The sequence below is a fragment of the Pseudomonas sp. WP18 genome, assembly GCF_036689585.1.
GTDB classification, from domain to species: domain Bacteria; phylum Pseudomonadota; class Gammaproteobacteria; order Pseudomonadales; family Pseudomonadaceae; genus Aquipseudomonas; species Aquipseudomonas chlororaphis_E.
In genome coordinates this window covers 6271696-6285646 of record NZ_CP144758.1, presented here as the reverse complement: position 1 = coordinate 6285646, position 13951 = coordinate 6271696, and the positions used below count along the sequence as shown (strand labels likewise).

Sequence of the window (13951 nt, the reverse complement as noted above, 5' to 3'; positions counted from 1 at the left end):
CATGGGTGTTCTTTTCCGGCTGTCGCTGGCCTTCGCCACGCTGCTCATGGGCGGCTGTGAACGACCGCCAGCCCCGCCCCTCGACCAACAACTCTATATCTGGCAACGCCAATGGACCCCGGCCCACGCGCCGGCGCTGCGGCAAAGCCATGCCGATTTCTCCAGCCTGCGGGTGCTGGCGCTGCAAGCATTTCCTGGGGCCGGCTGGAGCCGGGCGCGGATCGATCCGCTCTTGCTCAAGGCGGACGGGCGTCCGCTGATCGCGGTGATTCGCCTGGACGGGCAGCTCAAATCCCTGGACCAGGACGAGGTGATCGCGCAGATCCAGCAGGTGCTCAACGACTGGCAAGTTCAAGGGCTGGCGCCCGTGGGGGTGGAGATCGACCACGACGCCGGCAATGCGCGCTTGCCGGCCTACGGGCAATTCCTTCGCCAGTTGCGGCAGCGTTTGCCGGCCAGCCTGCGGCTGAGCATCACCGCGCTGCCGGCCTGGCTCGACAGCCCCGCGTTGCCGGAGGTATTAGCGACGGTGCAGAGCAGCGTGCTGCAGGTTCATGCGGTGAGCGATCCGCGACTAGGGTTGTTCGACCCGGACCAGGCCCGGCGTTGGGCTGAACGCTGGAGCGCGGTCACCACACGCCCGTTCTACCTGGCCCTGCCGGCCTACGGTGTGGCGTTGCTGACCCAGGAAAGCGGTGCGCCCGTGGTGGAAAGCGAGGTGCCGATCGATCTGGGCGGCGAGCGGCGCGAGCTGCTGGCTGATCCACAACAAGTGGCCGGGCTGGCGGCGAGCCTGCGCACCGACCCACCGAAACACCTGGCCGGGTTGATCTGGTTCCGCCTGCCACTGGCCGGCGATCGCCGGGCCTGGAGCTTGACCACGCTCGCGGCCGTCGCCCGGGGCGATGCCCTGACCCGTCGACTGGTCGTGCAGTTGGCGGAGCGGGACGGCTTGTACGATATCGCGCTGGTCAACCAGGGCAATCTCGACAGCCCCTGGCCCCAGCGCCTGACGTTGGCGGTGGGCGGGTGTGACGGCGTCGATGCCTTGGCCGGTTACACGTTGCAACAAACTCCCGGACTGCTTACCTTCACCCGCATTCGGGAAGGCCGCTTGGCCGCCGGTGCCCAGCGCGCGATCGGCTGGGCGCGCTGTACGAAAATTGATCAAGGAGGCTTCAATGTTGACCCGTAAGTGGCCCCGTCGCCTGCTGTGCCTGAGCCTCAGCCTGCCGCTGGGTCAAGCGCTGGCTTGCGGGCCGGAGTTCCCGATGCGCCTGCTGGATAACCGCGCCCAGTCACTGGCTGAATTGCCTGAAGGCAGCTTTCGCTTCGAGGTCAGTCGTCTCGGCCAGGCGATTGCCGGGCTCAAGCCGGCCACCGAGGCGACCCGCAACCCCGATTACAGCTACGACGACGTGTCGTCCTACGTTGAACAGCGCAATCAGGCCGAACGGATTGGCCTGACGCCCCCGCAACAAGCGGTGGTCGAGCGTCTGCGTGCTCTCAACGATGTCGAGCAGATTGCCACCGAGGCCGCGAACCTGCCGCCCGAGTTGCGGTTGTACGCTATTGGCGCGGCGGCCTTCAGCGCTGGCGAACATCAGCGCGCTGCCGAAGCCTTCCAGCAGTTACTGGCGTTGCCAGCTGACCAGCGCCCGTTGCGCAGCACCTGGGCGGCGTATTCCCTGGGGCGCGCCTTGTTCGCCATGAGCACCGAGGCGGGCAGTGGCGAGCCGGCGGCGTTGCAGGACCAGGCCCGCGCGGCGTTCCGCCAGGTCCGGGAGATGAGCGTGGCCGGCTTCAGCGACCCGTTGGAATTGGGCATCGCCAGCCTGGGCGAAGAGGCCAGGGTGGCCTACACCGCGAGCGACTGGGACAGTGCCATCGGGCTGTATGCGAGCCAGTCCGCGCAAGGATCGCCGGTCGGCTACAGCTCCTTGTTGCAGTTGGCCGGCGATCTCTACGTGCAGCCGGATGAGCCATTGGCGGCTTTGCTCAAGAGCCGTTCGGTGCAGCGCCTGGCGGCTGCTTACCTGCTCAGCCGCATCGGTTGGTGGGACGGCGAGGAGCCCTCGGGCGAGAAACGGCTGGTCAAACTGTTGCAAGCCAACGCCCGGGACAACCTGGAGGATGCCGATCGCTTGGCGGCAGTGAGTTACCAGCACGGCGATTACGCCGGTGCCAAGGCCTTTGTAGATAAAGCCGCCGACACCGGATTGGCCTGGTGGGTGCGGGCTAAGCTGGCGTTGCGCGATGGCGATAAAGTCGCCGCGGCGGCGGCCTATGCCAAAGCGGCCCAGGCCTTCCCGAAAGACGAGTCGTGGGGCAACCGGCGTACGCCGGATTGGGACTACGAAACGGTGCAGCCCAAGTGCCGGGTCGACGGTGAAAGCGCGATCCTCGCCTTGCAGCGCGGGGATTACCTGCAAGCTTTCGATCAGCTCTACCGGGGCCAGAGCAATTACTGGTACGACGCCGCCGCAGTCGCCGAGCGGGTACTGACGGTGGAGGAACTCAAGCAGTACGTCGATACGCAAGTGCCGGCGCCGCCGGCGTTGAGCCAACAGGATCGCGACAACTACGTGCCCTTGCCCGTCGCCGCGAGCCTGCGCAACCTGCTGGGACGACGTTTGTTGCGCGAAGGGCGTTACGACGAAGCCCCGGCCTATTTCGACAATGCCGATCTGCAGGACAAGGCACGGGCCTACGGGCAGGCGCGCCAGGACGCGGAGTCCAAATGGTGGCCCACCCGGCAGGCCGAGGCGTACTACCGTGCGTCCCGGATCGCGCGCCAATGGGGCATGGAACTGCTGGGGTATGAGATGGCGCCGGACTACGCCAGCCTCGGCGGCAGCTATGCCCTGGAGCCGGTGGAGTTGAAAGTCGGGCCCCTGGTGGCCGAGGGTGAGGTGCAACGCCAGCAGGCCAGCGCCGCGCAACCAGACGTGCGTTACCACTATCGTTTTGTCGCCACGGCGTTGGCGAGCCAGGCGGCGGATCACCTGCCCCATACCAGCCAGGCGTTTGCGGCCGTGTTGTGCAAGGCGGTCGGCTACAACTCGAGCCTCGAAGAGCAGAGCGCGTTGTACCAGCGGTACGTGAAGGAAGGACCGTACGTGGAGTGGGCCGCAAATTTCGGCTACCAATGCCCGGAGCCGGAATTCCACAACGCCAACAAGCGCTATGTTACCCAGGCGCTGGACCCGATCCGCTCGGCACTGCGACCGTATAAACATTGGCTGCTGGTGGGCGGTCTGGTGCTGGTGGCGGCAGCGGTGCTGGGGCTGGTCAACCGGCGTCGGCGCAAAGCCCGGCCAGCCTGAGTCACCACTCCCTTGTGGGAGCGAGCTTGCTCGCGAAGCGGACATCGCGGCTATGGACAGGTCGCGTTATCGTTCTTCGCGGGCAAGCTAGCTCCCACAAAAAAGCAAGGCTGCAGGGGAGGGGTTACATCTGCGTCGCCATCCCCTCGACATTCATGGCCGCCTGGCGCAATGCCTCGGAGCGCGTGGGGTGCGGATGGCAGGTGAGGGCAATGTCCTCGGCCGAGGCACTGAACTCCATCGCCACGCAGTATTCGCCGATCATTTCACTGACACTTGGGCCCACCAGGTGTACGCCGAGGATCTCATCGGTGCGCTCGTCGGCCAGGACCTTGGCGAACCCTTCGGTTTCGTGATTGATTTTCGCCCGGCTATTGGCCGTGAACGGAAACTTCCCGACCTTGTAGGCGCGGCCTTCGGCCTTGAGCTGCTCCTCGGTCTGGCCGACGCTGGCCAGTTCCGGGCGGGTGTAGATGACGCTGGGGATCAGCGCGTAGTTGACCTCGGCGGCCTTGCCGGCGATCTGTTCGATGCAGGCCATGGCTTCGTCTTCGGCCTTGTGGGCCAGCATCGGTCCGGACGTCACGTCACCGATCACCCAGACCCCGGGTGCTTCGGTACGGTGATGCCGGTTGGCAAGCATGCCGCGCGAGTCAGGTTCCAGCCCGACGTTGACCAGCCCTAACCCCTGGGTATACGGCCGACGACCGATAGCAACCAGCACGTAATCGGCGTCCAGGTTCTGGGCCTCGCCGCCGGCGGCGGGCTCAACTTGCACTTGCACGCCGCTGGCCGAGGGGATGGCGCCGGTGACTTTGCTGCTCAACATGAATGCAATGCCTTGCTTGGCCAGGGCCCGTTGCAAGGTCTTGCCGGCTTCTGCGTCCACGCCCGGGCAGACGCGATCGAGGTATTCGACCACGGTCACTTGGGCGCCCAACCGCCGCCAGACCGACCCCAGTTCGAGGCCGATGACGCCCGCGCCGATCACCACCAGGTGGCGCGGCACTTCATTCAGCGACAGCGCTCCGGTGGAGTCGAGGATACGTTGATTATCAATGGTCACGCCGGGCAGCGGCATCGGCTCGGAGCCCGTGGCGATGACGATGTCCTTGGCGCTGAGTTCGGTCTTGCTGCCGTCTTCGGCGGTGACGGTGACCTTGCCGGGTCCGTCGATGTGGCCCCAGCCCTTGATCCAGTCGACCTTGTTCTTGCGAAACAGGAACTCGATGCCTTTGGTCAGGCCCGCCACGCTTTCGTCTTTTTGTTTCATCATTTGCGCCAGATTGAGGGTAGGGCTGACCTCGATCCCCAGGTTGGCGAACGCCGACCCCGTGGCCGCCTCGTACAGTTCGGAGGCGTGAAGCAAGGCTTTGGAAGGCATGCAACCGACGTTCAGGCAGGTGCCGCCCAGGGTCGCGCGGCCTTCGACACAGGCGGCCCGCAAGCCCAACTGTCCAGCCCGGATCGCCGCGTTGTACCCGCCAGGGCCGCCGCCCAGAATGACTACGTCGTAATTGCTCATCGCGCTTCTCCCACTTGGCCTGATAAAAAATTATGCTCGTAATATGAGCGTTTCCACGGATTACGGTCAAGGCTTAAGTCAAGGGGCTGGCATGGCTTGCGGCATGAAGAATTCAAAACGGAAATTTCACAGTAATCGTTATAAGGTAACGAGATGTAACGAAGCGGCGGTGGCTTCTGTCCACAAGCCCGGGTTCTGATCGCCACAAGCGTTGGGGTGGTATGCAAGTCGATCTTGATGTCGAGGGAGGCCAGGTGGCCGAATGGCCGCGCTTTCAGCGTGCGATAGTGCATGGGCGTCGTATGAGGCGAATGGTCCTGATGCTGGGTGGGGCGGCAGGCCTGGCCGGGGTGCTGGCGTTTTTTATCGGGCTGTTCTCGCCGCTGTCGCTGTGGCCAGCCCTGCTGGTGAGCCAGGGCGCAAGCGTGCTGGTGTTGCTGGCCGGTGTGCAATCGGCCGGGTGGATCGCGCAATGGCGCGGCAAGGCGTTAGCGCCGCCGCTGGATAACCCGACTTCGCCGCAACCGCCGGTGGATGAGCTGGGTGGGTGGTATGAACGATTGCTCGAACGGCTCGGCGTGCGCTGGGCCGGTCTGCTCGCGCACATCGGCGCACCGGCGTTGTGGCTGGCCGGCTGGGCAACGCTGGTGTTGTTGAGCCTGGCGCAAGTCTGGAACCTGACGTTGCCCGCTGCCCCCCTTGGGACGTCGGCCAGTGTCGGGGCGGCGCTGTCGTTGCTGCTGGCATTCGGGTTGCTGGTGTTCGAGCGCCAATTGGCCCAGCAACCTGCCGTGGAGTGGCCGGAAGCGCAGCCTCTGGCGCAATTGGCTCGGGTGCCGATCATCGTGCTGGTCCTCGGCGCCATGTGCCTGTTGTTCGCCGGCGAAACATCGGTCTGGCCTGTGCGCCTGGCGGTGTTGATGGGTGTGCTGCCAGGGCTTGTGGCGCTGGAGTTGCTGCTGCGTGCCGTGTTGTCGCTGTTCAGCCCCCGTCGGGATGCGGTGGAGCCGACCCTGTTGGGGCGTAGTGTCATTGCCGATCTGCTGTGCTGGCCGCCGCAACCCTTGCAGGCGTTGCAGCACGAACTGCACAACCGCTTCGGCATCGACCTGCGCCAGATTTGGGCGTTCAGCTACATGCGTCGTGCTTTCCTGCCGGTGTTGGCCTTGGTGGCCTTGGTGGGTTGGTTGCTGACGGGCGTGCATGAAGTGCCGCTGCAAGCACGCGGAATCTATGAGCGCTTCGGTAAGCCCGTGGAGGTCTTCGGCCCTGGCTTGCACGCAGGGCTGCCCTGGCCGTGGGGCAGGGTGCTGGCTGTCGAGAATGGGGTCGTGCACGAGTTGGCGAGCAGTGTCGCCGACACTGCGGCGGCCGCGGATGTCGAACCGGCCGAGGGGCCGGCGCCGGCGGTTGCCAATCGGTTATGGGACGCCAGCCATGTCAACGACAAGTCCCAAGTCATCGCCAGTCGGCGGGCGGATCAGGAGAGCTTCCAGATCGTCAACATGGACGTGCGCTTCGTCTACCGCATTGGCCTGAGCGACGCCGCCGCGTTGGCAGCCACCTACAACAGCGCCGACATTCCCACGCTGATCCGCAGCACCGCCAGCCGTGTTCTGGTGCATGAGTTTGCTTCGCGCACCCTGGATGGCTTGTTGGGCGCGGACCGCGTCAGCCTGGCCGACGAGATCGGTCGCGCGGTCCAGGCGGATTTGCAGGCGCTGGACAGCGGTGTGGAAATCCTGGCGACGGTGGTAGAAGCAATTCATCCACCGGCCGGAGCAGCCAACGCCTACCACGGTGTGCAAGCGGCGCAGATAGGTGCCCAGGCGCTGATTTCGCGCGAACGAGGGGCGGCGGCGGAGCAGACTAACCAGGCACAGCTGCAAGCCAGTGTTGCCCGCGACCAGGCCCAAGCCGGAGCCCGGGAAACCCACGCGGCTGCCCAGGCCGCCGATCTGCGCTTTAACGCAGACCGCCAAGCCTATGCCACCGCCGGGCACGCCTTTGTGCTGGAGCGCTACCTGAGCCAACTAAGCCAAGGCCTGGGCAACGCCAAGCTGCTGATTCTCGATCATCGCCTGGGCGGCGGCGGCAACGCGCCCACCCTCGACCTGCGTACTTTCACGCTGCCGGCAGACCCCGCGTCGCCGCGTAACCCTGTCCTGCCAGGAGCTGCCCATTGAGCCAGTCCTCTTCACACGGTCACCACGACCACGCCGGCCACGCTCACGCTCATGGCGGCCACCACCATGGGCATCATCACCACCATCACGGTGAGCCACAGGAAGCTGGGCCGTTTCCTTGGCGGCGCATGGCCTGGGCGGCGCTGCTGGTCGCGTTCGCGGTCGCCGCCGCGAGCCTGGTGCAAGTGCGTTCGGGAGAAGCCACCGTGATCACGCGTTTCGGCAACCCGGCGCGGGTCCTGCTGCAACCAGGGTTGGGGTGGCGGTGGCCGGCGCCGTTCGAAGCGGCTATTCCGGTGGACCTGCGTCTGCGCACCACGTCCAGCGGTTTACAGGATGTCGGTACGCGCGATGGTCTGCGGATCATTGTCCAGGCGTACGTAGCGTGGCAGGTCCAGGGTGACCCGGACAACGTGCAACGTTTCATGCGGGCAGTGCAGAACCAGCCGGACGAAGCCGCGCGGCAGATCCGCACGTTTGTCGGTTCGGCCCTGGAAACCACCGCCGCCAGTTTCGACCTGGCGAATCTGGTCAACACCGATGCCAGCCAAGTGCACATCGCCGATTTCGAAGCGCAGCTGCGCCAGCAAATTGATCAACAGTTGCTCACCACCTACGGCGTGCGCGTGTTGCAGGTCGGTGTCGAGCGCCTGACCTTGCCTTCGGTGACACTGACCGCGACGGTGGATCGCATGCGTGCCGAGCGTGAAACCATTGCCACCGAACGCACCGCCATCGGCAAGCGCGAAGCGGCGCAAATCCGTTCTGCCGCCGAGCGGGATGCGCGGGTCATGCAGGCCGATGCCACGGTGAAAGCGGCCGAGATCGAGGCGCAATCCCGAGTAGAAGCCGCCGAAATCTATGGCAAGGCCTACGCCGGCTCGCCGCAGCTCTACAACCTGCTGCGCTCATTGGACACCCTTGGCACCGTGGTCAGCCCCGCTACCAAATTGATTTTGCGCACCGATGCGGCGCCGTTCCGCGTACTGGTGGACGGCCCGCCAGCGATGGACGGCAAAAGTGGAACACAACCATGAGCATGGTTCCACGTGGAACAAATCCGTTATCCAGCCCGTGGGTCCAGGCCGGACGTTTGGCGTTTCTCGGGCTTTACGCGGTGACGGTACTGGCCGCATTGGCCTGGGCTTGCTCAAATGTGCGGCAGATCGATCCACAGAACCGCGCCGTGGTGTTGCACTTTGGGGCCTTGGATCGAATCCAGAATGCCGGGCTGCTATTGGCGTGGCCCAGTCCCGTGGAACAAGTGATCCTGTTGCCCGCGGCGGATCGGGTACTGGAGCGACGGGTGGAAAACCTGCTGCGCTCGGATCCCGCTTTGCAGGCTGACCGGGTGGCCAGCTTCGCCACGCCGATCAGTGATGCGCTGGCGGGTTCTGGTTATTTATTGACCGGCGATGCCGGTGTGGTGCAACTGGATGTGCGGGTGTTCTACAAAGTCACCGACCCCTACGCCTTTGTGCTTCAAGGCGAACACGTGCTGCCGGCGCTCGATCGACTGGCGACCCGCAGTGCCGTGGCCCTGACGGCGGCGCGGGACCTGGACACGATTCTGGTGGCGCGGCCGGAATTGATGGGCAGTGACAGCCAGGCCGCCGAGCGTCGTGAACGGCTGCGCGGCGATCTGGTCCAGGGCATCAACCGGCGCCTGGCCGACTTGGCGGCGACAGGGCAGGGGCTGGGTATCGAGGTGGCACGGGTGGATGTGCAATCGAGCCTGCCAGGCCCTGCGGTGAGTGCCTTCAACGCGGTATTGACCGCCAGCCAGCAGGCTGACAAAGCCGTGGCCAACGCCCGCACCGACGCGGAAAAGCTCACCCAGACGGCCCGCCAGGACGCTGATCGCGCGCTCCAGGTCGCCCACGCCCAAGCCAGCGAACGGCTCGCCAAGGCGTCGGCCGACACGGCCACGGTACTGGGGCTGGCAAAAACTCAAGTCACTGATCCACAGATCCTGCTGCGCCTTTATCGCGAACGTGTGCCGGCGATCCTTCGCCAAGCCGGTTCCGTGACCACGGTCGATCCGAAAGACGATTCCCGCCTGATCATCCAGGGAGCTGAACAATGACTGCTCAAGCCAACGCCCTGCCGATGTTGTCTTCGGCTGAACAGCGCACCGCCGCGCGCCAACTGACCCTGGCGATGCTTGCGTTCGGGCTGCTCGCCTTGGGGTTGGTATGGCGCGGCTGGTTGCCACAGCAAACAGGGGTCAGCCAATTGCTGCTGGGTGTCGCCTCGCTGCTGGTGGCGGTTCCGGTCATGCGTTCGGCCTGGTACAGCTTGCGTTATCCCAGCCTGCACGGGATCACCGACCAGTTGATCGCCTTGGCGATGCTCGGGGCCTGGGCTACAGGCGATCTGCTGACGGCGGCGTTGTTGCCCATCATCATGATTTTCGGGCACGTGCTGGAGGAGCGCAGCGTCATCGGCTCCCAGGAAGCGATCCATGCCCTCGGCCAGCTCACCCGCAGTCTGGGCCGCAAAGTGCAGGCCGACGGCTCGATCATCGAGGTCGACAACGGCACGTTGCGCCCCGGTGATGTAGTGGAGGTGCGTGCTGGTGACCGGGTGCCTGCGGACGGCCGTGTGCTGTCCGGTCAGGCGAGCCTCGACACGGCGCCGATCACCGGCGAATCGGTGCCCCTGGAGGCGGGGGTGGGCACCGAGGTTTTTGGTGGCGCAATCAATTTGGATGGTTTGCTGCGCCTGGAAGTGACCCGCACCGGTGATGAGTCAACGCTCGGCAAGGTCATCGCCCTGATGCAGAACGCCGAGCGTTCGAAACCGCCCATCACCCGTTTGCTGGAGCGCTACGCCGCTCGCTATCTGGTGTTGGTGTTGCTGCTGGCGGCGGTGACCTGGTTCGTGACCCATGACGCCCAGGCCATGCTCGCGGTGCTGGTAGCGGCTTGCCCTTGCGCGTTGGTGCTGTCGGCGCCGGCGACGGCCATCGCAGGAATCGCCGTGGCGGCGCGTCACGGGATCCTGATTCGCAGCTCGGCCTTTCTGGAAGAGTTGGCCGACCTCACTTCGCTGGTGGTCGACAAGACCGGCACCCTGACGTACGGCGCCCTGCGTTTGCAATCCATCGAAGGCTCCCAGGATGACCCCGCCGATGTATTGCTGCCGTTGGCGGCGAGCTTGGGGTCGGCCAGCAGCCACCCGGTCAGCCGCGCATTGGCCGGGTTGGTCGAGCCGGAACACTGCCTGCCTCTGACGCAGGTCCAGGAGCGCCAGGGGCTCGGTGTGGTCGCGATGACCGGGCAGGGCGAGGCGGCGCTGGGTCGGCCGGAGCTGTTCTCCCAGCTGGGGATCGAGACCTGCGCGGTTCCTGTCCACGACGGTCCGATCGCCGGCCTGGCCCTGGACGGCAAGTTTCTCGCCTGGCTGTTGTTGGCCGACAGCGTCAAGCCGGAAGCCCGGATGGCCCTGGCGGAGTTGCGCGAGCTGGGCTTGGGCCGTCAGTTGCTGCTGACCGGTGACCGGCACAGCGTGGCCAACGCCTTGGCACAGGATGTCGGTATCCGCGAGGTGCAAGCCCAAGCGTTGCCGGAAGACAAACTCAACCGGGTCATGACCGAAATCGACCATGGCTTCCGCCCGATGGTGGTGGGCGATGGCATCAACGATTCCCTGGCGCTCAAGGCCGGTGTGGTCGGCGTAGCGATGGGGGCCGGTGGCGCGGACATTGCCCTCGCGTCGTCGGACATCGTGCTGATCGGCAGCGACCTGCGCCGCCTCGGCACGTGCGTGCGGCTCAGTCGCCAATGTCGACGTACTTTGCAGGTCAACGTGATCATCGGCCTGGGCTGGACCCTGGCCATCGTCGCCTTTGCCGCGTTCGGTTGGCTCGGCGCGGCGGGGGCGATGATCGCTGCGTTGTTGCACAATCTGAGCACGCTGCTGGTGCTGGGCAATGCCGGGCGTCTGCTGCGGTTCCAGGAGCCGTTGCTGAAAATCAGCGAAGGCTGACCCAGGCGAACTGTCTAGCGACATTGCAGTCTGCTATTGAGAGGGCGCGCCACGCTGGGAGTACCCGTTACAGGGAGTGAATATGGGACAGCAATAGAAAAAGGCTATAAATTCGATAGCCTGCTATTTTTCTACCATGGTCTACCCTCAGTTCAGATGTTCTGAAACCAGGGGGATATCTCATGCTCGCGCAGCTTCCACCGGCCCTCCAGAATCTTCACTTGCCGCTTCGGCTGCGGCTCTGGGATGGCCATGAATTCACACTGGGCGCCGACCCCAGTGTCACGATCGTGGTAAAGGACCCACAGATGGTCGGGCAATTAACCCATCCCAGCCTGGATGCGCTGGGTGCGGCGTTCGTCGAAGGCAAACTGGAACTTGAGGGCTCGATCCACGAAGTCGTGCGGGTCTGCGATGAGTGGAGCCAGGCACTGGTGGAGGAGGACGCCGACAGCCATCCCGTGCGTTCGGCCCACGACAAGGAAACCGACGCCAAGGCGATTTCCTATCACTACGACCTTTCCAACGCGTTCTATCAGCTCTGGCTCGACAGCGACATGGCGTATTCCTGCGCCTATTTCGAGACCGGCAGTGAAACCCTCGAACAGGCCCAGCAAGCCAAGTTTCGTCATTTGTGCCGCAAGCTTCGGTTGCAACCCGGCGACTACCTGCTGGACGTCGGTTGCGGCTGGGGTGGGTTGGCGCGTTACGCGGCGCGGGAGTTCGGGGCCAAGGTCTTCGGCATTACCCTCAGCCAGGCGCAACTGGACCTGGCGCGAGAGCGGGTCAAGGCGCAGGGCCTGTCAGACCAGGTAGAACTGCAATTGCTGGACTACCGGGACCTGCCCCAGGATGGCCGCTTCGACAAAGTGGTCAGCGTGGGTATGTTCGAGCATGTCGGCCACGCGAACCTCGAGCAGTACTGCAAGACATTGTTTGGGGCTGTGCGAGAGGGCGGGCTGGTGATGAACCATGGCATCACGGCCAAGCACACCGACGGGCGTCCGGTGGGACGCGGTGCGGGGGAATTCATCGAGAAGTATGTGTTCCCCAATGGCGAGTTGCCGCACCTGTCGATGATCGCTGCCCACATCAGCGAAGCCGGGCTTGAGATCGTCGACGTGGAGAGCCTGCGCTTGCATTACGCGCGCACCCTCGATCACTGGAGCGAGCGTCTGGAAGACAACCTGGCGGCGGCCGCAAAGGAAGTGCCGGAGCAGGCGTTGCGAATCTGGCGCCTGTACCTGGCCGGCTGCGCCTACGCGTTCGCCAAGGGCTGGATCAACCTGCACCAGATCCTTGCGGTGAAAACGCATGCAGACGGTAGCCACGATCTGCCCTGGACTCGCGACGACCTCTACACCCCTTAAAGGATCGGGGAAATAAGCCGGGCGATCCGCATGCCGACTTTCTGGAGGCGGTGGGTCTCCCGGCTTTCCTGTTTGTCGACTTCCTGGGCGTGGGCGAAGTCGCGTTCGAGCATCTGCTCGACTTCGCTGGCGAACGGGATGTCCACGGTCAGCAGCATGACTTCGAAATTCAATCGGAACGAACGGTTGTCCAGGTTCGCGCTGCCGATGGCGCTGATTTCCCGGTCGATCAGTACCACCTTCTGATGCAAGAAGCCTGGGCTGTAGCGGAACACCCGCACCCCCGCGCGCACGGCTTCAAACGCATACAGGCTGGAGGCGGCATAGACCACCTTGTGATCTGGCCGCGAGGGCAGGAGGATGCGTACGTCGACGCCGCGCAGTACTGCCAGGCGTAACGCGGCGAATACCGCTTCGTCAGGGATGAAGTAGGGCGTGGTGATCCACACCCGTTCACTGGCCGCGTGGATCGCCTCGACGAAGAACAGCGAGCAGGTCTCATAGGCATCGGCCGGACCGCTGGCGAGCAGTTGGCAGAGCACACCGTCGTCCGGGTAGGCGTCCGGTAAAATCAGCGGCGGCAATGAGCGAGCAGCCCAGAACCAGTCCTCGGCAAACGATTCCTGCATGCTCGCCACCACCGGCCCGCGCACTTCGACATGGGTATCGCGCCACGGCGCCAGCGGCGGCAGCTCGCCCATGTATTCATCGCCCACGTTGTGCCCGCCGACGAACCCCACCACGCCGTCCACCGCGACAATCTTGCGGTGGTTTCGAAAGTTGACCTGGAACCGGTTGAGCCAACCACTGCGGGTGGCGAACGCTTTTACCTGGACACCGCCATCGCGCAATGTTTGAACATACTGGTGGGGCAGGGAGTGGCTGCCGATACGATCATAGAGCAGGTACACCGCCACGCCTTCGGCGGCTTTGTTCAAAAGCAGCGCGTGCAGGCGTCGGCCGAGACGGTCGTCGTGAATGATGAAAAACTGGACCAGCACCGCCTCGCGCGCGCTTTCGATGGCCTGGAAGATCGCTTCGAATGTAGCCTGCCCGTTGACCAGCAACCGCAGCTGATTATTCGCCAGGCACGGCGTACGCCCCAGTTTGGGCATCGCCCGCAAAGAAGCGTAGGCCTGCGAAGCGCGGGCGGCGAGGGCTTCCTCGACCCATGGGCGCCAGTTGAGCTCGGAGACAGCCTTGCGCATTTCTTCGTTGGCCTGCCGCCGCGCCTTGATGTAGCCATCGAAGGTGCTGCGACCGAAGACCAGATAAGGAATCAACGTCAGGTAGGGAATGAACACCAGGGAAAGGGCCCAGGCGATCGAGCCTTGGGCAGTGCGTACGGTCAGCACCGCATGGACGGCGGCGATGGAGCCCAGGGTATGCAGCAACGCGATCAGGTAACCGAAGATATGCGGGCCGAAATAATCCATGGGGCAGCCTTGCTCCTGAAGTTTCAATGCTTAACAGACCATGTTCCAGGGCGATTGTCGCTATTTAATTCAGCCATGTGGGCCTGAACCGAAACCTGTGGGCGGCGTCTAACGGCCA

At 64.5% G+C, this 13951-nt stretch carries 9 protein-coding genes; 7 read left to right on the top strand and 2 right to left on the bottom strand.

Annotation, left to right across the window (positions count from 1 at the left end):
- Nucleotide 1 precedes the first annotated feature (1 nt).
- Both V5F23_RS28105 and V5F23_RS28100 read left to right on the top strand, forming a co-directional pair.
- Entirely contained in the window at nucleotides 2–1195 is a 1194-nt protein-coding gene (locus V5F23_RS28105; RefSeq protein WP_338497148.1) for a DUF3142 domain-containing protein, read from the top strand.
- Nucleotides 1182–3326 (top strand): hypothetical protein, encoded by a 2145-nt coding sequence (locus V5F23_RS28100; protein ID WP_338497146.1) that lies wholly within the window; start codon nucleotides 1182–1184, stop codon nucleotides 3324–3326. Before V5F23_RS28105 ends, V5F23_RS28100 begins: the two co-directional genes overlap by 14 nt.
- A 124-nt stretch (nucleotides 3327–3450) precedes the next feature.
- Here V5F23_RS28100 and lpdA read toward each other — a convergent pair whose 3' ends face one another.
- Nucleotides 3451–4851 (bottom strand): dihydrolipoyl dehydrogenase, encoded by a 1401-nt coding sequence (gene lpdA / locus V5F23_RS28095; protein WP_338497144.1) that lies wholly within the window; start codon nucleotides 4849–4851, stop codon nucleotides 3451–3453.
- 221 nt (nucleotides 4852–5072) lie between these two features.
- On the opposite strand from lpdA, the gene V5F23_RS28090 reads away from it, so the two are divergent.
- The 5 genes from V5F23_RS28090 (at nucleotide 5073) to cfaB (ending at nucleotide 12397) form a co-directional block, all read left to right on the top strand.
- Nucleotides 5073–7037 carry a protease modulator HflK gene (locus tag V5F23_RS28090; RefSeq protein ID WP_047735372.1) on the top strand — a complete coding sequence of 655 codons (1965 nt, stop codon included), beginning with the start codon at nucleotides 5073–5075 and terminating at the stop codon, nucleotides 7035–7037.
- Entirely contained in the window at nucleotides 7034–8074 is a 1041-nt protein-coding gene (locus tag V5F23_RS28085) for a protease modulator HflC (RefSeq protein ID WP_047735374.1), read from the top strand. The genes V5F23_RS28090 and V5F23_RS28085 overlap by 4 nt, the downstream gene beginning before the upstream one ends.
- Nucleotides 8071–9123, top strand: coding sequence for a protease modulator HflK (locus V5F23_RS28080; RefSeq protein ID WP_338497140.1), 1053 nt, complete (start codon nucleotides 8071–8073; stop codon nucleotides 9121–9123). The genes V5F23_RS28085 and V5F23_RS28080 overlap by 4 nt, the downstream gene beginning before the upstream one ends.
- Entirely contained in the window at nucleotides 9120–11027 is a 1908-nt protein-coding gene (locus tag V5F23_RS28075) for a cation-translocating P-type ATPase (RefSeq protein WP_338497138.1), read from the top strand. The genes V5F23_RS28080 and V5F23_RS28075 overlap by 4 nt, the downstream gene beginning before the upstream one ends.
- Nucleotides 11028–11209: 182 nt before the next feature.
- Nucleotides 11210–12397, top strand: a complete 1188-nt coding sequence (gene cfaB / locus V5F23_RS28070; RefSeq protein WP_042729919.1) for a C17 cyclopropane fatty acid synthase CfaB — start codon at nucleotides 11210–11212, stop codon at nucleotides 12395–12397.
- Here the strand turns inward: cfaB and cls are convergent.
- Nucleotides 12394–13833, bottom strand: coding sequence for a cardiolipin synthase (gene cls / locus V5F23_RS28065; protein WP_212803183.1), 1440 nt, complete (start codon nucleotides 13831–13833; stop codon nucleotides 12394–12396). The two genes, cfaB and cls, sit on opposite strands and share 4 nt — an antisense overlap.
- Between the last annotated feature and the right edge of the window lie 118 nt (nucleotides 13834–13951).